An 18,768-nucleotide genomic window follows, 5' to 3' on the forward strand; every position below is an offset into this window, starting at 1 on the left:
GCATCCTTTATTTCTTTTCTATTTATATTACTATCTCTATTACTATTGATAATATTATCATAATAAAAATACAAATACGTATATTAAATTTTTGATTCATATTCTTTAAATCAAAGAAATTTCTTTTGGTATCTTAAAATCACTAAACTTCATATTCAAACACTTTTTAAATAAGCAAAATAACTTTGTATTAAAACCTAAACTTACAAAAAATAAAAAATAATTATTCTAACAATTTAACAACCCTCTCCTCAATCTCATCAACTGGCTTATTCAATATATTAGCCAATGCCTCGGCAAATATCCTTGCATACTTCATAACATACTTCCTCTTTTTCTCCTCCTCCGCCTCTCTTCTAATTCTTGATAGATACTTTTCCAACTCCCTACCACAAATCATTAACGCATGCCTTATCTCATTAAAAATCTCTTCATTTTCATTTTCACTGCATGCAACTGCCTGTTTTCCTGCCGAAGTGTAAGGTATAAATGTGGATATTAAATTAACAAATACCGTTATTGGAGCATCCTCTCCTCTCAGCCCATACCTTCTCCAATTTATACTCTTAACTGCTCTTGTCAATCCACATGCTGAAGCATCATACAATAAAGGAACGTGGTTTGCAAATCTCATTATTTCCATTCTTCTTCCTTCATCACTCTGCCTTCCTGCATTTCCTCCATAAGCGATGGCAACTTCAACGGCAAATGGGATTCCTCCTTTGTAAGTCTTTGGATTTCTTGTAATTGCCTTAACGAAATCTGGCTGTAAAAGTTCTTTTAATGATTTTTCTATATTTTCAGCTCCAATAGGTCTTAACCCTGTTGTAGGTGGAGCCATAAACTCCATGCTTTGGAGGCAATTAACAATCATCTCTGCTTCATCCCAGGTTAGCTCTTTAGGATTTTTATTTAAGATTTTTTTAACTTCATCTTCAAATCTTTTCAGTTCTTCATCTGATATTAGCCCTTTATTTTTTATTTCAGCAATAAACTCATCTGGACTTTTTACTATGTTTTTAACTTTTTTATTCAATTCATCAACAACTGTAGCTGATAAATAATTCTTCTCAGCCCATTCCATGAAGTTTTCAGGTATCTTTTTAAAGTGGTTCTTTAATTTGTTTATCTCTTCCTCGCTTAGCTTATTAAACAAATACTCTATTGTTAAGTATTTTAAAGCGTATCTCTTTAAATCATCTAAGCTCTCTGGAAGGTTTTTAATTATAGTTTTAACGGTTTCTATTTCATCATCACTGATGTAATCTTTAAACTTATTTAGATAGCTTTCAATATCCATATTTAAATAGCAGGAAACAACCATATTCCAAAATACGCTATCTTTGAATTTTTTCAATATTAAGTCTCTTAGCAAATAGGTAGAGAGCTCTTTAATTCTTTTTGTTGTAACCCTTGAAAGTTCAGAAACGAGCATTGAAGAAACTTTCTTTGAGTTTGTTTTTCTTGCAATATACAAAAGTTCATCTGTAGTTAAACCATAAGGGTGAGGTTTCATTTCTTCTGGTTTTTTTGGTAGTTCATCAACAACTCTATCAAATAAAACATCTCCATAGGGGTCTTTTAATAAAATCTTTGCATGTGGTGTTGCTAAACTTATCCTTCTTAAGTATTCAAAAGGTCCAAACTCTCCTCTATTGTAGCTAACTTCTTTAAATTCTCCTTCTACTCTTGTTCCTCTCCATTTTCCTTTTCTAACTTTTTTTGATACAATTTCCCCTTCATTTTTTTCAACATTCATCTTTACTTCAACTTCGTAGATATTGCCATCTCCAGTAGATGTTGTGATCTTCAATGGCTTTCCCGTAGTTATTTGTGAGAATAATAAGACACCTGCAGCTCCAATCCCCTGCTGTCCTCTTGATTGTATAAATCTATGCATCTTAGAACCGGCTAACATCTTCCCAAATACTTTTGGAATAAATTCTAATGGAATTCCTGGACCGTTATCTTCAACTGCAACTTTGTAATGGTCAGCTCCCAACTTCTCAATCTCAACTTTTATATCTGGTAAAATGCCAGCTTCTTCACATGCATCTAAGCTGTTTGTAACCAATTCGTGAATTATTGTTGTTAGGCTCCTAATCTTTCCACTGTATCCAAGCATGTGTTTATTTTTCCTAAAAAATTCAGCAACTGAGTGCTCTTTAAATTCTTTAAATAAATCTTCACTCATACATCCCACCATCATAATATTGATAGTTGATAATTGTTGATAATATTGAAGCTCAGTAGTTATATGTTACAGGGAATATATAAATTTAGATATAAATTAAAAATTTTAGTAAAATGTTATAAAAAAATAGAAAAATAGATTATCAGTTATTTAGCCTTTTCTTTGATGACAATTAATCTATCTGTACATGTAAAGCATGGGTCACAGCTTGCTATAATTAACTCAGCATCTGAAACATGATGCCCAGGCAAAATAGCTTCCATACATGCTAAGTTAGTTGCTGTTGGCGTCCTAACCTTTGCCTGCCTGACCCTTCCATTTTCATCCAATCCATAGGAATAATAAACTTGCCCCCTTTGAGCTTCATTATAAACGTTTATTGGCTTAAATGGCTTTAATTCATAGTTTGGATTATAGATTTTTTTATCTAAATTTGGCAACTCCTTTAATCCCTGTCTAATTATCTTAATGCTTTCAAAGCACTCATAAAATCTAACTGCCAATCTGCTAAACACATCCCCATCATCAAACAATATCTCTTCAAATTCAAAGTTATCATAAACAGGAACCTGCCCCATCTTTCTCATATCGCTGTGAATTCCAGAACCTCTGGCTGTGGGTCCTACAGCATGTAATTTTTTAGCGGTTTTTTTATCTAAAACGCCAACATCCTTAATTCTCGCCATAATCATTGGGTCATTTACAGTTCTCTCTAAAAGCTTCTTTAAATTCTCTTCAAACTTTTCTAACCTCTCTAACAAACCAGGTATTTTGCTCTCATTTATATTGCATCTCGGTCTAATCCCACCTATTATTGGACAGGAATATTGAGCTCTTCCACCGGTAATTTCCCCTAAAATTTGCATTATTGGCTCTCTAATCATAAATGCCCTAAAAGCCATTGTTTCAAAGCCCAAAACTTCAAATGCGTGCCCAAACAATAACATGTGTGAGTGTAGCCTTTCTAACTCTTCAACTATAGCTCTTATATAGTCTGCCCTCTCTGGAACTTCTATATCACATCCTCTTTCAGTAACCATCACGTTAGTCCATACGTGTATGTGAGAGCAGATTCCACAAATTTTTTCTGACAATATGCTAATCTTTTCTGGAGGAAGACCTTCCATAATAAGCTCTATTCCTCTATAATTTACTCCAATGGTTAGTTCAGCATCTTTTATAATTTCATCTTCAATAAACAATCTCAATCTATGCGGTTCAAGCATTGTTGGGTGAACTGGACCTATTGCTATTTCTCCTTCATACTTCATAAACAACACCTAATAATTATAAACCATTTAAACCATTATGACCTAAACTAAAGTAATGCCTTAACATAATGATTTGGTTATAATTTATCATAATTAATAATGATAATTTACCTAACCTTTTATATACTTTTGTTTTAATAAAGTTATCGGATTTTATTTTTGTATGATTATTAAAAGTTTGGTGATGGTTATGACTCAAATGGACGATGCAAAGAATGGTATTATTACTGAAGAAATGAAAATTGTTGCTGAAAAAGAAAAAATTGATGTTGAAAAACTTAGAAAGCTTATAGCTAAAGGATATGCGGTTATTCCAAAAAACGTTAATAGAGAGACAGAACCTGTAGGGATTGGGCAGTATTTAAGAACTAAGGTAAATGCAAACATTGGAACATCTCCAGATTGCGTTGATATAGATTTAGAGATAAAAAAGGCAAAAATTGCTGAAACGTATGGAGCAGATACAATTATGGATTTAAGTACTGGAGGTAATTTAGAGGAAATTAGAAAAGCAATAATGGATGCTGTTAAAATGCCAATTGGTACTGTTCCAATCTATGAAGTTGGAAAATTGGCGAGAGAGAAGTATGGAAGAGTTGTAGATATGGATGAGGATTTGATATTTAATGTAATTGAAAAACAGGCAAAAGAAGGAGTAGACTTTATGACGTTGCATTGTGGTATAACTAGGCAGTCAGTAGAAAGGCTGAAAAAAAGTGGAAGGATAATGGGCGTTGTAAGTAGAGGAGGGGCGTTTTTGACAGCTTATATCTTATATCATAATGAAGAGAATCCATTATATAAAAACTTTGATTATTTGTTGGATATCCTTAAGGAGTATGATGTAACCATAAGCTTAGGGGATGGGATGAGACCAGGTTGTTTGGCAGATAATACAGATAGAGCCCAAATTGAAGAACTGATTATCTTGGGGGAGTTGGTTGATAGATGCAGAGAGAAGGGAGTTCAATGCATGGTTGAAGGGCCAGGACATATTCCTATAAACTACATAGAAACAAACATCAAATTGCAAAAGAGCTTATGTAAAAACGCTCCATTCTATGTATTGGGACCGATAGTTACAGATATAGCTCCTGGTTATGACCACATAACAGCCGCTATTGGAGGAGCATTAGCTGGCTACTATGGGGCTGATTTCCTTTGCTACGTAACTCCAGGTGAGCATTTAAGATTGCCTACAATTGAGGATGTTAAAGAAGGGGTTATAGCTACCAAAATAGCTGCTCAAGCAGCGGATGTTGCGAAAGGAAACAAACTGGCATGGGAAAAAGAGGTAGAGATGGCTTATGCAAGGAAAAATCACGATTGGGAGAAACAATTTGAATTGGCAATAGACAAAGATAAAGCAAAGAAAATGAGGGGAGAAATTCCTTCAAAAGAAGAAAGGGCTTGCTCAATTTGTGGAGATTATTGTGCTTTGTTGATGGTTGAAGAGTTAGGAAAGAGATAAATATTGCTATTTTTTAACGTATATTACAACTTTTAAACTTTTAAACTAAAAATAAAATCAATAAAATAAACTTAAGGGAGCTTTATGATTGTTTTGAAAAATGCAAGGATTGTTGATGTTTATACTGGAGAAGTTATTGAGGGAAATGTGGGATTTGAAAAAGATAAAATCTCTTTTGTAGATTTAAATAATGAAATTGATAAGATAGTCGAAAAAACAAAAGATGTTAGGGTTATTGACTTAAAAGGGAAATATTTATCTCCAACATTTATAGATGGGCATATACACATAGAATCATCACATTTAATACCTTCAGAGTTTGAAAAATTTGTGTTAAGAAGTGGAGTAACAAAGGTTGTTATAGATCCACATGAAATAGCAAACGTCTCTGGAAAAGAAGGAATTTTGTTTATGTTGAATGATGCCAAAATATTGGATGTTTACGTTATGCTCCCTTCCTGTGTTCCAGCCACGAACTTAGAGACGAGTGGAGCTGAGATAACAGCTAAGGATATTGAAGAGTTAATTTTATTGGATAACGTTTTGGGCTTAGGAGAAGTTATGAACTATCCAGCAGTTATAAATGAAGAGGAAGAAGTTTTAAAAAAGATAAAAGTGGCTAAAAGATACAACAAATTGATAGATGGACACTGTCCAAAGCTGAGAGGTTTGGATTTAAATAAATACATATCTCATGGAATAATGAGCGACCATGAGTGTGTTGATGAAGATGAGGCATTAGAAAAGCTCAGATTGGGGTTAAAACTAATGATTAGGGAAGGAACTGCATCAAAAAACATTTATTTGCTTAATATGACTAAAAAGATAAAAGATTTTAGAAATATAATGTTGGTTAGCGACGATGTTTGTGTTAGAGATTTGGATGGCTATATGTTAAATATCTTAAGAAAAGCTTCTAAGTATGTTTCTCCAATTGAAGCCATTCAAATGGTTACAATAAACCCTGCCAATTATTTTGGATTTGATGTTGGAATTAAAGCTGGAAATGAAGCAAGTTTTGTAATTTTTGAAGATTTAAACAATTTTAAAGTTTACGATATTATTGTAAAAGGGAGATTTTTGAAGGATGTTTTAAATGAATTAAATAAAAATAAAAAAAGAAACATTCCTGAAAAGCTCATGAACACTTTAAAATATACATATAAGAATGAAAATGATTTTTTAATTAAAGGAATTGACTATAAAGAGAGGGAAAGATTTGTTAGGGTAATTAAACCACTAAAAGACTCTCTAATAACTGAAGAGCTAACATTTAGCACTGAGGAGATAAAAATTCTACTGAATGAAAATGTTGTAAATAAAATCTTTGTCATAGAGAGGCATAAAAACACTGGAAATATTGGGAAAGGTTTAATCTATAATTTTTTAGAGGAGGGGGTTTTAGCCTCATCCTATGCCCACGATTCCCACAACGTAATAGCCATAGGAAATAATGAGAAGGATTTAGCGTTAGCTGTAAATAAATTAAAGGATATTGGAGGAGGATTTATAGCTGTTAAAGATGGGGAGGTTGTTGAATGTCTCCCATTACCAGTTGGAGGAATAATGGGGGATGATGGAAAATACATTTTTGAGAAAATCAACGCATTATATAGAAAAATAGAAAATTGGAGTTCATTTGAAAATCCATTTTTGAGTATGAGCTTTTTCTCTCTACCTGTAATTCCAGAGTTGAAGATAACTGATAAAGGTTTAGTTAAGGATATGCAGTTGGTTGATTTATTTGTTTAATTTATTAACTTTAATAACATTTTCTAAAGTTTTAGTCCCCGTTTCCTTCAATCTCTATAACTTTTACATAGATTGGATGCTCTTTAAGTTGTTGATAAACCTTTTCAGCAGCTCTCCTTGACCTTGCAAGCATGACAAACGCAACATCTCCGCTATATCTTGCCTCTGTAAATGATAAAATATCTCCTCTTGCTATTCCCTCTCCAATTATTCTCCTAATTAAATCTTCGTACTTTGTAGCATGTTTTTCTGGGATATTTAATAAAATACCATAAATCATCATTTCACCTCAATCAATTATTTATCATTATTATTTTAATTTACAATTTATTTATTCAGAAACCTTTAAAATTCCTAAAGTTTGATCTACTTTTTTAGCAATATCCAAGTCAAATAATGCAATTGTTGGTAATAGCCAGCTAAACCTGTATCTTGGCTCCCCATCTTTTGTTTCTCCATAGTATGCAAATGACAATCTTCCAAATCCAGTTTCTTTCTCAACTTTCCTTACACTTCTTATGAACCTCCTTGCAATGTTTGGAAGTTCCTCATAACTCAGTGGCTTTCCACCAGCACCATTTTGCATGGAAAGTTCTAAGCTAATTCCAACATTTTTTATGGCTTTGATTAAGTTTCCTAATTTGTTCTTTTTAAGGAAAGCTAACAATAAAGTGGCTGCTGGAACTCTTAAAACCTCTGTATTTTTCTCGTCTTCATCTCTTAACTGGCAAACTATGTATGCTTTACCCATTTCCATCTCTATGTGTGCATATAATTCAGTATTTTTTGGTAACTCTTCAAGGACTTCAATAACCTCATACTCTTTTCCATCCTTTGAAAATTTATCCCCTGCTTTTCTTTCATCCAACTCAGCGGTAAAGTATGTTTCTTTTCCATCTATTTTACCAAATATTAAGTCAAATCCCCATCTTTTTAATGACTTTAATTTAAATTCCCTCTCTTTCTCTGGATTTCCTAATGTTTCAAAAACTAATGTATTTATCATTTCAACTTCTTTTGCATCCACTACCAAAATATCACCTTTTATTCATATTTTTTGCTAATATTTTCATTTTCTATTTTTAAATGTGTTTGAAGTTCTATATATACTTTTCTATAATCTATAAATTTACAGATTTATTTAATTACAGTTACTGATAAAAGTATAAATGAAACTAACGCATTAAAATTCTTTAGGTGATTATCATGAGATACAAGAAAGTGCCAGTTAAAAAGATAGTGAATAATATTATTGATGAATGTGATGTTATTTTATTAGTATTAGATGCGAGAGACCCAGAGATGACGAGAAACAGAGAGTTAGAGAAGAAAATTAAATTAAAAGGTAAAAAATTAATTTACGTATTGAATAAAGCTGATTTGGTTCCAAAAGAGATTTTAGAAAAATGGAAAAAAATTTTTGGAGAAAATACTGTTTTTGTATCTGCTAAAAGAAGATTAGGAACAAAAATTTTAAGAGAGATGATTAAAAAATCTTTAAAAGAAATGGGTAAAAAAGAGGGTAAAGTAGGAATTGTGGGCTATCCAAACGTTGGGAAATCTTCCATTATAAATGCTTTAACTGGAAAGAGAAAGGCATTAACTGGAAGTGTAGCTGGGTTAACCAAAGGAGAGCAGTGGGTTAGATTAACTAAAAATATTAAGCTAATGGATACTCCGGGAGTTTTAGAGATGAGGGATGAAGATGATTTAGTCATAAGTGGTGCTTTAAGATTGGAAAAAGTTGAAAATCCCATCCCTCCAGCTTTAAAAATTTTAACTAGGATAGATAATTTTGATAACACAATATTAAAGGAGTATTTTGGTGTTGATTATGAAAAAGTTGATGAAGAGTTGTTAAAAAAGATTGGAGATAAGAGAGGATATTTAGCTAAAGGTGGAGAAGTGGATTTAATTAGAACTGCTAAAACAATTATAAAAGAGTATCAAGATGGAAAACTCAACTATTACAGAGTAGATTTAAAGAAATACGGTCAGGATAGAGAAAGAGATATATCATTCATAACCAAATATTTGAAGGATTTTCCATTTATTGAAGATGCTAAAATGGTTGTAACTCATTTAAAAGATTTTGATGAGCTTTACAAAAAAATAAAAAAACCGGTATTAGGTTTTGAAGAGATAGAAGGAAATGTAGTTGTTGTATCCTTTGGAGAGAAAACAAAAGACGCATGTAGGAAAAAAGTAGAAAATCTATGTAAAGAGAAAAATATAGAGGTTTTTTCTAAGTTTGGGGACAAAATTGGTGCTAACAACATCTACATAGCTGTTGGTAAATTTAAGCAGTGAAATAACCATAACCTATTTATATTTTAATTATATCAATTTGTCATTAATGATAATGATAAATTACTGGTGACAGTGATGATTAAAAAAACGGCAAGGAAAAAATGCATTCATGTAATGCTCGTCTATACCGGCGGATGCAACGCATGTGATATTGAAGTTGTTAATGCCATATTTTCTCCTTTTTATGATGCTGAGCAGTATAATGTTTTTTTAACATTTAACCCAAGAGAGGCGGATATTTTAGTTGTTACTGGATGCGTAACTAAAACTGTTGCCGAATCTTTAAAAAAGATTTATGAGAAGATTCCCGAGCCTAAAGCTGTTGTTGCCGTTGGAGCGTGTGCATTGATGGGAGGAGTTTATAAAAATATAGGGGGAGATTTGGGAACATCAGACTTTGTAGCTGGACCTGTTGAAAATATCATTCCAGTAGATGTTAAAGTGCCTGGATGTGCTCCAAGACCTGAAGATATTATAACTGGAATAATTAGGGCATTACCTAAAGTTATTGAGGGATAATTATGATTGATGAAATAGTTTCAATAATTGGCATTCCTGCTTTAGCATTTGCAATCTCCACATATATCCCCGGAATTCAAAGAAAAATAGAGGCAAGGATACAGCAAAGAATAGGGCCAAGTATATTAGCTCCTGGATTTTGGGCACTTTTTAAATTTTTGTATAAGGAAGTAAAAACACCAGATGCAAATTTACCAAGATTATACAACTTATTACCTTTATTATCTATAACTGTGTTGTGGATACTGTTAGCAATAACATCGTTAACCTCATTTCATATTTTATCCAACGAGATTGGTATTGTTGGTTTGCTAAAATTGGAGGAGATGATGTATGTCATTCTCGGCTCTTTAGCGTTTTCAATTATGGGCTGGAGAATGCCATTTATAGATGAATGTAAAGGAACTTCATTCATAAAAACCTTAAAACTTTCATTGGAACAATTGGGGGCAGTAAGGAGCTTTAAAATGATAACCATTGGTTCATTTCCATTTTACTTAGCTACATTCTTACCATTTGTTCAAAAAAAGAGTATATTTTTAAAAGATGTAATTGGCGAGCCATTTTTATTCTCATTGGCTGGAATATTTGGGGCGATATGTTACTTTATAGGTTATGTTATAATGGTTAAGGAGTATCCTTTTTCAATAACACACACAAAGGCAGATGTTATTGAAGGACCTGCAATGGAATTGATGGCTAAGTATAGGGCTTTGTATTTGGCAAGTAAGGAGCTTTTATTAATAACTTTGGGAAGTTTATTCGCCACTTTATATTTAGGAATACCTCCAGATATACAAAATCCAATAACAATAGTTGAGAACTTTGTCATAGCAATAATATTCCCTATATTGGCTACATTTGTTAGAGCGTTCTCTCCAGTACTCTTATTTAAGCAGATATATCCTATGTCCTATATTGCAACGTTAATTGGAGTTGTTGGATTTATCTTTGCCCTGCTCGGCTGGTAAGTACTCTTCTTTCATTTTAACAACAACCACTGGAGTATGTTCAAGCTTTTCCAAAATCTCTTCAGTTATGATATAGCTGTTGTATTTCTCCAAAACTTCGTTTATGTTTTTTATTGTTTTATGAACTCTATCGCAAATAAATGCTATTCTAACAAGCTCATAAATTGAATATTTTTTATAATATTTTTCATTTCCAGCTATTGCTAATGGAGTGCATCCTACAAATCCTCCAATTTTTAGAACATCGGCCAATCTTCCAAGTATAAAACCAAAAACACCAATTCCACTAATTATTCCATCTATTGCGTATGGTAAAGCAGTTACATAAAAATTCAAAACTTTATATGTGGCATCGGTATCTGCAACCATAACAACTACATCAACCCCTAACTCTTTTTTTATTTCTTTATATAGCTCTTCAGCCCATTTTTTTGGATTTTTTGGTAGCGGGCAGGCATAAGTTCCGGGAACGTTTGTTAAATCAACACCCCCCTCAGCATAAGGTTTTAAAGCATATCTCAACCCAACAGTTTCTATTATTGTTTGTTTATGCTTTAACGTTTCTTCTTTTGGCATATTCCTTAAATTTTTTATTTTATCTTCTTTAACTTTTAACAGCTTTCCAAGTATATGGCCCCATAAGTATTTTGACCAATAATAGCAAAAATAAGCTAAAATTCCTGGTTTGAAGTTATTTTCATCAACAAAGTTTCCTTCAGCAGTTGAAACCATCTTCTCACTTAAAACAACAAAATCCCCATCCTCTAAACTAATTCCGCTGTTTTTTATAGCTTCAACGACAATTGGAATAAAATTTTCCCCTCTTTTTATGTATTTCGTTTTGATAGGATAAGCTCTCATGTTCTCACGTAATAATAACATTTTGTTAGCTATATTGAATTAGATAGGATATTTATAAATATACCTAGTTGATAAAGTATTATTTTGTGTAAAATTTTAATGTGTGGGGAAGCATGGTGAGAAAGAGAGTAGATAAAATACATGTAAAAATCTATTTCGAAGGTAACACGTTAGAAGGGGATTATGACTTTGATGCAGTCACAAACTTAAAGAATGGTATATTAAAGTACCTATGGACTGGAAAAAAAGATGCTGTAATGGTTTGGAATATGGATAGCAAGTCATTTGCCATTATTGACCCGTCAAAAGTATGTGCTATAGAAGTTCAAGGTTCATTAATGTTCTTAGATGATATTCCTGAAAAGAAATTAGAAATGAGATCATTTAGAGAAATGGATTAAAATTCAAAAAATTTAATTTTTAATTTAATTTAAGATGGGTGAAAATATGAGAAGAGTAAAAACTGGAATTCCAGGAATGGATGAAATTTTGCATGGTGGAATACCTGAAAGAAACGTGGTTTTGCTATCTGGGGGGCCAGGGACTGGAAAATCCATATTCTGTCAGCAGTTTTTATACAAAGGAGTTGTTGAATACAACGAGCCAAGTGTTTTAATTGCTTTAGAGGAACATCCAGTTCAAATTAGAGAGAATATGAAGCAGTTTGGATGGGATGTTAGAAAGTTAGAGGAAGAAGGAAAATTTGCCATAATAGATGCATTTACCTATGGTATCGGTAGTGCTGCAAAGAGAGAGAAATATGTGGTAAACGACCCAAATGATGAGAGAGAATTAATAGATGTGTTAAAAACTGCAATAAATGATATTGGAGCTAAAAGAGTTGGAATTGATTCTGTAACAACATTATATATAACCAAGCCAATGTTGGCAAGAAGAACTGTATTTTTATTAAAGAGGGTTATCTCTGGTTTAGGATGCACGGCTATATTTACATCCCAGATATCTGTTGGAGAAAGAGGATTTGGAGGGCCGGGAGTTGAGCATGCTGTGGATGGGATTATAAGGTTGGATTTAGATGAAGTTAATGGAGAGTTGAAGAGAAGCTTAATTGTATGGAAGATGAGAGGGACAAGCCATTCATTGAAGAGGCATCCATTTGACATAACGGATGAGGGAATCATAGTATATGCAGACAAAGTATTGAAACTTAGATAATGCCCCCAACTTATCCGTTTTCTCGTTATCTGTCTTATATTATTACTTCATCATGTTTGTATAATCCCTCTACTTCAAAACTAAATTCCAGAAATATGAGTTTTTCATGAAGTTTGATAGACATTTTTTGTTTTATTTTGTCTCTATTTCATGTTGTAAATTAATTGCAGATACTTTGGCTATAACCGTATTAGTTTGAAAATTTGCAAGATACGGCTATTACTACCGAAAGCTGTGATGATCTTAGAGAATAACAAACAAGTGCATTAAATTCATTTTTAATCTTTAATAGGTTAAGCAAATATTATTGCATTTAAATTATTTAAAAGATTTTGGTTTTTTGGAGGAGGTATTATGAAAAAGGCTTTTGAAAACATGAAAAAAAACAACTTATCATCTTGAAACGCTCCATGAGATTTTTCTAGAAGAGGATGAACGATACAAAGAGTTCAATGAAAAATTAACAGAAATTCTAACCGATCTTGGCTTCTTTAATGAATTATATCAAGAGAAAGGAAGACAAATGATATTGGCTGACTATATAGAATATCTCTTTTTAGGAAGAGGGTATTATTCTGTAAAGAAAAAAGAGGACAAATCAAAATTCATAAAAGCAATACTATATTTTGTGAACATGTTGATGAGGTATGATTCTCTCACTGTAGATGTTGAGCTGAGAAAGAAAGTACTTGATGAACTAGGTAGAGAACGTCCTCAAATAACTACTGAAGAGGAATATGAACGGTTGAAAAATTTCGATGGAAGTGTTGGCCTTAAAAAGGGAGAATCAGACGCAGACGATAAATTGAACAGGTATTTTGACACAATATTACCAAAAACAGCTGGTGGGTTATGGCATGAGTTACTGGCATATGTATTCCTACTTAGAAATGATGTGGGATATATTGTTCCCCTTTTACTATCTCAACGATTGTTAAGTCTTGAAGATCACGTTGTACCCCCAGATTTCCAGGAAGATAAGGGAGGTAGAACACAAGCTTAGTATCTTTAAGGACGAGCTCATTAAAGTTGAATCAAAGCTTGAAAATCTCGAACAATGAAAAATAAAATTAACGAAAATGAATTTTACTCTTTTATTTTTAGGTGAAAGATACTCTCATAATATGGCCTGCGGTCATGTTCTGTCCTATTTAGAACTGGTCGTTTAAACTCTTTTATAAGCTCTAATCTTGTTTATTTGACTATACCTTAGGCTTAATATAAACTTATAGGAATTAAATTTACTGTTACTTGAAAATTGATTGTAAAATACTTTGTTCTTCGTTTTAAGCACTAAGGAAAGCTTTCAACACAATTTCTCAATTCGAATCTAATCACTTTGAATTTTAAGCTTAATTTTCTCAACGTTCTGGATGTTACCTAATAAAATCTTTGGCTTATTCGAGCAAAATTTTAATATGGATAATATTAGTATTGGGGGAATTTCTCATCTTGGAAACATAACTTCTAATCATTCCTTCAATTCAACATCGATGGTAGACCTATAAATATGGTTTCACTCCTAACCTTTAACTTAGTCTCATCGATTTCAATTAACTTTTTCTCATTTCTTTCTGAATCGTTCAAAACCACTTTATCTTTATGATAGTAAATTTTAACCGATTCATAGCTTACATCTCGATTGGAAGAGAAATAAGCTTACTTCCTCAACCACAATCCGAAATAATATAAAAACCCTGCTAAGATTTTAACTTCTATCGACTTCTTATTCCTTTTAAAAAATTCTTCTCCTCAATTCTCCTCTTTATAATTTGTATTGTAGGTTTCAAATTTATTATTTTTTATTGATATATCGATAAATACTTAAATTGACAGTCTCTTATGAAGTATACAAAAACTATATATAGACCATTTACAAAAAGTATTTGGAAAGGTTAGGAGTTGATTAATTTGATTAAAAAAGGCGATTATGTTAAGGTAGACTACATTTTAGTAGTAGATGGAGAAGTTATTGACACGTCAATCGAAGAAGTAGCTAAAGAAAATGGTATATACTACCCTGAAAGAGAATATGAACCATTAGGTTTTGTTGTAGGTAATGGAGATTTAATTGAGGGTTTTGAAGAAGCTGTTATAGGTATGGAAGTTGGAGAAGAAAAAACTGTAACAATCCCTCCTGAAAAAGGTTACGGGTTTAGGGATGAAAAGTTAATTCAAGAAATCCCTAAGGAAATGTTTGCTGGTGCAGATTTTGAGCCAGAAGAAGGAATGTTAATCTTAGCAAGCGGAGTTCCTGCTAAGATAATAAAAGTTACAGACAATACAGTAACTTTAGATTTCAACCACGAGCTTGCTGGAAAAGAATTAACATTCACAATAAAAGTATGTGAAGTCCAGCCAGCTGAGCAATAACTACCTTTTTTAAATTTTTAAAACTAATTATATCTATTTTTCTTCAGATTTTAAATGTTATTTTAATCGTTTTATTTTTTTATTTCTTCATTTTTAATCTCATGTTTTAAAAAAGCGTTTTAACTACCTAAAAATTTATATAGGATTGTTAATTTTATCATTATTTACGATTCCTTTATGATAAAAAATATTAAATAAATGAAGATAATACTAAATAAACACAAACAAATTTACTGACTTGAATTTTTAACGTTTTTTTTGGTGATTGGATGAAAGGTGCTGAGGCAATTATAAAGGCATTAGAAGCTGAAGGAGTTAAGATTATATTTGGTTATCCAGGAGGAGCGATGCTACCTTTTTATGATGCACTATATGATAGCGATTTAATCCATATACTAACGAGGCATGAGCAGGCAGCAGCACATGCAGCAGATGGATTTGCGAGAGCAAGTGGAGAAGCAGGGGTTTGTGTTTCTACATCTGGGCCGGGAGCTACGAATTTAGTTACGGGGGTAGCGACTGCTTATGCAGATTCGTCACCAGTTATTGCTTTAACAGGACAAGTTCCAACTAAATTAATAGGGAATGATGCATTTCAAGAGATTGATGCTCTCGGTTTATTTATGCCAATAACAAAACACAACTTTCAAATAAAAAGACCAGAAGAAATTCCTGAAACATTTAGAGCTGCTTTTGAAATTGCAACTACTGGGAGACCTGGACCAGTTCATATCGATATCCCAAAAGATGTGCAAGATGGAGAGATTGATATTGAAAAATACCCAATCCCGGCAAAGGTTGATTTGCCCGGCTACAAACCAAAAACTGTGGGGCATCCTTTACAGATAAAAAAAGCCGCTAAGTTAATAGCTGAGGCAGAGAGACCTGTAATTTTGGCTGGTGGGGGAGTTATAATTAGTGGAGCCTCAGAAGAGTTAATGAGATTAGCTGAATTTGCTAAAATCCCAGTTTGCACTACCTTAATGGGTAAAGGAAGTTTTCCAGAAGACCATCCTTTAGCTTTGGGAATGATTGGAATGCATGGAACTAAGGCTGCAAATTATGCAGTCACAGAATGTGATGTTTTAATAGCTATTGGATGTAGGTTTTCAGATAGAGTTACTGGTGATGTTAGATATTTCGCCCCAGAAGCAAAAATAATACATATTGATATAGACCCTGCTGAAATTGGTAAAAATGTTAGGGCAGATATACCAATAGTTGGAGATGCAAAAAATGTTTTAAAAGATTTATTGGCTGCATTAATTGCTTTGGAAATTAAAGATAAAGGAGCATGGCTTGAGAGAATTTATGAGTTAAAAAAGATATCAATTCCAATGATGGACTTTGACGACAAGCCAATAAAACCACAGAGATTTGTTAAAGATTTGATGGAAGTTTTAGGGGAGATTGACCCAAAACTAAAAAATACAATTGTAACAACAGATGTTGGTCAAAATCAGATGTGGATGGCTCATTTCTTTAAAACAAAGATGCCAAGAAGCTTTTTAGCTTCCGGTGGTTTGGGGACCATGGGCTTTGGATTTCCAGCAGCAATTGGGGCAAAAGTAGCTAAGCCATATGCAAACGTTATATCAATTACAGGGGATGGAGGATTTTTAATGAATTCTCAAGAGTTGGCAACAATTAGCGAGTATGATATCCCGGTTGTTGTATGTATATTTGACAATAGAACGTTGGGAATGGTTTATCAGTGGCAAAATCTTTATTATGGGCAGAGGCAGAGTGAGGTTCATTTAGGGGAGAGCCCGGACTTTGTAAAATTAGCTGAAAGTTATGGAGTTAAAGCTGATAGAATAACAAGCCCAGACGAAATTAAAGAGAAGTTAAAAGAGGCGATATTAAGTAATGAACCATACCTCTTAGATGTCGTTATAGACCCTGCCGAAGCTTTGCCAATGGTTCCACCAGGAGGAAGGCTAACAAATATAGTTCAGCCAGTTAGAGTAGAGCCAAAGATTAAAAAGGCAGAGTTTGAAGAGATTAAAAAAATAAGAGAAATGGCTTCTGTTAAAGAGCTCTAAGTTAGTATTTTAATTTAAATTTTAACTCTTTTTTGATTTTTAGATTTAAAGTATAAGGAGGGGATTTAATGAAAGTAGAATTCATGCAGGGAAACCAGGCATGTGCAAAAGGGGCTATAAAGGCAGGATGTAGATTTTTTGCTGGTTATCCAATAACCCCTTCTACAGAGATAGCTGAGGCAATGGCGAGAGAATTGCCAAAGGTTGGAGGCTATTACATTCAAATGGAGGACGAAATAGGAAGTATAGCAGCGGTTATTGGTGCGAGCTGGGGAGGATTAAAATCAATGACTGCCACATCTGGACCTGGATTCAGCTTAATGCAGGAAAATATGGGATTTGCATACATGACAGAAACGCCATGTGTAATCGTCAATGTTCAAAGAGGGGGGCCGTCAACAGGACAGCCGACTTCAGCCTCTCAAGGAGACATGATGCAGTGTAGATGGGGAAGTCATGGGGATTATGAGGTTATAGCTTTAGCTCCAAGTTCTGTTCAAGAGATGTATGATTTTACAATAATGGCGTTTAACTATGCTGAAAAATACAGAATTCCAGTTTTTGTAATGGCTGATGAAATAGTTGGGCACATGAGGGAAAAAGTAATCTTACATGATAATATAGAGATAATAGAAAGAAAAAAACCGGAAGAAAAGCCATGCAAAAATCCATATCCTTTTGATGTTGATGTTCCACCAATGCCTGTCTTTGGTGAAGGGTATAATGTGCATATAACTGGTTTAACACACGATGAAAGAGGCTACCCAGATGTTTCAGCTGAAACTCACGACAGGTTGGTTAGGAGGATAGTAAATAAAATAAGGAAGAATAAAGATGATATAGTTAAATGGGAAGGTGAACATTTAGATGCAGAGATAATGTTTGTTTGTTATGGAACACCTTCAAGAACTGTAAAACATGCAGTTAGAAATTTGAGAGATAAGGGCTTAGATGTTGGATATCTTAGGTTGATAACTGTTTATCCATTCCCTGATGAGTTATTAAAAAGCTTAAAGGCAGATAAAGTTATAGTTCCGGAGATGAATTTAGGGCAGATATATTACGAAGTTGAGAGATGTTGTAAAAACTCTGAGGTAATTTTAGTTGATAAGATTGGAGGAGAATTACATAGACCGGAAGAATTAGAGAAAGCTGTTAGCGTAACTTAACATTCATTTAATTACTAATTTATTTAGGGATAGTTATGAGAAAGCCAATAATATTTTTTCTATCTTTAATTTTAATTGCATCCATTTGCGGATGTTATGATAATGAAAAAGATGTTGATGAGGTAAAAAATAAATCAATGGAAAATTTAAATGATGAAATTGTCAACAATATAAACGATACAAATGATATTCTATATAACGAAACAAATAATTCAGAAGAGGATAAAAAATATAATTTTTTAAAGGAAGTTGATATAGAAGATATGTTTTTAAATCTACCTTATGAAGAAACAAAAGAAGATAATAATTATATAATAAAAAAATACAGCAAAGATGGATTTAATGTTACATTTGAGGTTAGCAAAGAACCAATTGACTTCTCTTACGCATATCTCTACAACGACGTTAGAGAATATCAGCAAAGAGATGTTTATGGAGATTATATTTATTATGAGTTCATTCCAAAAACTGCAGGTTTGCCCGTTAGCTACTGCTACTATAGGGAGATAAATGGCTATTATATAGTTATGCAGACATTTGAAAAGAGTAGGAGAGCTAATGATTTATGGTTAAATTGGACTAAGCATATATTTAGCTTATTTGAAGAATAAAGCTTTAATAAAGCTTTTTTATTTTTATTTTTTTAAATTATTTTA

At 32.8% G+C, this 18,768-nt stretch carries 17 protein-coding genes and 1 pseudogene; 12 read left to right on the forward strand and 6 right to left on the reverse strand.

Going from position 1 to position 18,768, the window contains the following annotated elements:
- Nucleotides 1-223: 223 nt before the first annotated feature.
- Both MEFER_RS00610 and MEFER_RS00615 read right to left on the reverse strand, forming a co-directional pair.
- A complete protein-coding gene (locus MEFER_RS00610) occupies nucleotides 224-2,194 on the reverse strand; it encodes a DNA topoisomerase VI subunit B (RefSeq protein WP_012794988.1) in 1,971 nt (656 codons plus the stop codon).
- 146 nt (nucleotides 2,195-2,340) lie between these two features.
- On the reverse strand, nucleotides 2,341-3,465 hold the full coding sequence (locus MEFER_RS00615; protein WP_012794989.1) for a hydrogenase large subunit: 1,125 nt from the start codon (nucleotides 3,463-3,465) through the stop codon (nucleotides 2,341-2,343).
- Between the two features lie 190 nt (nucleotides 3,466-3,655).
- On the opposite strand from MEFER_RS00615, the gene thiC reads away from it, so the two are divergent.
- A complete protein-coding gene (thiC, locus tag MEFER_RS00620) occupies nucleotides 3,656-4,936 on the forward strand; it encodes a phosphomethylpyrimidine synthase (RefSeq protein WP_048056254.1) in 1,281 nt (426 codons plus the stop codon).
- 84 nt (nucleotides 4,937-5,020) lie between these two features.
- Nucleotides 5,021-6,688 carry an adenine deaminase gene (ade, locus tag MEFER_RS00625; RefSeq protein ID WP_012794991.1) on the forward strand — a complete coding sequence of 556 codons (1,668 nt, stop codon included), beginning with the start codon at nucleotides 5,021-5,023 and terminating at the stop codon, nucleotides 6,686-6,688.
- Between the two features lie 31 nt (nucleotides 6,689-6,719).
- Here the strand turns inward: ade and MEFER_RS00630 are convergent, their stop codons facing one another.
- Together MEFER_RS00630 and MEFER_RS00635 are read right to left on the reverse strand one after the other, a co-directional pair.
- The gene (locus MEFER_RS00630) at nucleotides 6,720-6,968 is read right to left on the reverse strand and encodes a hypothetical protein (protein WP_012794992.1); all 249 of its coding nucleotides are present in this window, start codon (nucleotides 6,966-6,968) and stop codon (nucleotides 6,720-6,722) included.
- Between the two features lie 51 nt (nucleotides 6,969-7,019).
- Entirely contained in the window at nucleotides 7,020-7,721 is a 702-nt protein-coding gene (locus tag MEFER_RS00635; RefSeq protein WP_012794993.1) for a TIGR00703 family protein, read from the reverse strand.
- A 173-nt stretch (nucleotides 7,722-7,894) separates the two neighbouring features.
- Here MEFER_RS00635 and MEFER_RS00640 point away from each other — a divergent pair, with 173 nt between their 5' ends.
- The 3 genes from MEFER_RS00640 (at nucleotide 7,895) to MEFER_RS00650 (ending at nucleotide 10,488) form a co-directional block, all read left to right on the forward strand.
- Nucleotides 7,895-8,998: a GTPase gene (locus tag MEFER_RS00640; RefSeq protein WP_012794994.1), complete on the forward strand. Its 1,104-nt coding sequence runs from the start codon at nucleotides 7,895-7,897 to the stop codon at nucleotides 8,996-8,998.
- 75 nt (nucleotides 8,999-9,073) lie between these two features.
- Complete coding sequence (locus MEFER_RS00645) at nucleotides 9,074-9,517, forward strand: NADH-quinone oxidoreductase subunit B family protein (RefSeq protein ID WP_012794995.1); 444 nt, start codon at nucleotides 9,074-9,076, stop codon at nucleotides 9,515-9,517.
- A gap of 2 nt (nucleotides 9,518-9,519) precedes the next feature.
- A complete protein-coding gene (locus tag MEFER_RS00650; RefSeq protein WP_012794996.1) occupies nucleotides 9,520-10,488 on the forward strand; it encodes a respiratory chain complex I subunit 1 family protein in 969 nt (322 codons plus the stop codon).
- Here the strand turns inward: MEFER_RS00650 and MEFER_RS00655 are convergent.
- Nucleotides 10,444-11,349, reverse strand: coding sequence for a coenzyme F420-0:L-glutamate ligase (locus tag MEFER_RS00655; protein WP_048056255.1), 906 nt, complete (start codon nucleotides 11,347-11,349; stop codon nucleotides 10,444-10,446). The genes MEFER_RS00650 and MEFER_RS00655 overlap by 45 nt on opposite strands.
- Nucleotides 11,350-11,462: 113 nt before the next feature.
- Between MEFER_RS00655 and MEFER_RS00660 the strand changes: the two genes are divergently transcribed.
- The 3 genes from MEFER_RS00660 to MEFER_RS00670 all read left to right on the forward strand — a co-directional run bounded on the left by MEFER_RS00660 (nucleotide 11,463) and on the right by MEFER_RS00670 (nucleotide 13,528).
- Entirely contained in the window at nucleotides 11,463-11,750 is a 288-nt protein-coding gene (locus tag MEFER_RS00660) for a hypothetical protein (RefSeq protein WP_012794998.1), read from the forward strand.
- A 46-nt stretch (nucleotides 11,751-11,796) separates the two neighbouring features.
- Nucleotides 11,797-12,525, forward strand: a complete 729-nt coding sequence (locus tag MEFER_RS00665) for a KaiC domain-containing protein (protein WP_048056256.1) — start codon at nucleotides 11,797-11,799, stop codon at nucleotides 12,523-12,525.
- A gap of 523 nt (nucleotides 12,526-13,048) precedes the next feature.
- Nucleotides 13,049-13,528, forward strand: a complete 480-nt coding sequence (locus MEFER_RS00670) for a hypothetical protein (RefSeq protein ID WP_012795000.1) — start codon at nucleotides 13,049-13,051, stop codon at nucleotides 13,526-13,528.
- Between the two features lie 162 nt (nucleotides 13,529-13,690).
- Here MEFER_RS00670 and MEFER_RS08250 read toward each other — a convergent pair.
- Nucleotides 13,691-14,315 (reverse strand): annotated as a pseudogene (locus MEFER_RS08250) (IS6 family transposase).
- 121 nt (nucleotides 14,316-14,436) lie between these two features.
- Between MEFER_RS08250 and MEFER_RS00675 the strand changes: the two are divergent.
- The 4 genes from MEFER_RS00675 to MEFER_RS00690 all read left to right on the forward strand — a co-directional run bounded on the left by MEFER_RS00675 (nucleotide 14,437) and on the right by MEFER_RS00690 (nucleotide 18,723).
- The gene (locus MEFER_RS00675; protein ID WP_012795001.1) at nucleotides 14,437-14,898 is read left to right on the forward strand and encodes an FKBP-type peptidyl-prolyl cis-trans isomerase; all 462 of its coding nucleotides are present in this window, start codon (nucleotides 14,437-14,439) and stop codon (nucleotides 14,896-14,898) included.
- Between the two features lie 269 nt (nucleotides 14,899-15,167).
- Nucleotides 15,168-16,943, forward strand: coding sequence for an acetolactate synthase large subunit (locus MEFER_RS00680; RefSeq protein ID WP_012795002.1), 1,776 nt, complete (start codon nucleotides 15,168-15,170; stop codon nucleotides 16,941-16,943).
- Between the two features lie 68 nt (nucleotides 16,944-17,011).
- Nucleotides 17,012-18,112, forward strand: a complete 1,101-nt coding sequence (locus tag MEFER_RS00685) for a 2-oxoacid:acceptor oxidoreductase subunit alpha (protein ID WP_012795003.1) — start codon at nucleotides 17,012-17,014, stop codon at nucleotides 18,110-18,112.
- 35 nt (nucleotides 18,113-18,147) lie between these two features.
- Nucleotides 18,148-18,723 carry a hypothetical protein gene (locus MEFER_RS00690; protein ID WP_012795004.1) on the forward strand — a complete coding sequence of 192 codons (576 nt, stop codon included), beginning with the start codon at nucleotides 18,148-18,150 and terminating at the stop codon, nucleotides 18,721-18,723.
- Nucleotides 18,724-18,768 lie beyond the last annotated feature (45 nt).

This window comes from Methanocaldococcus fervens AG86 (assembly GCF_000023985.1).
GTDB classification, from domain to species: domain Archaea; phylum AGJL01; class Methanococci; order Methanococcales; family Methanocaldococcaceae; genus Methanocaldococcus; species Methanocaldococcus fervens.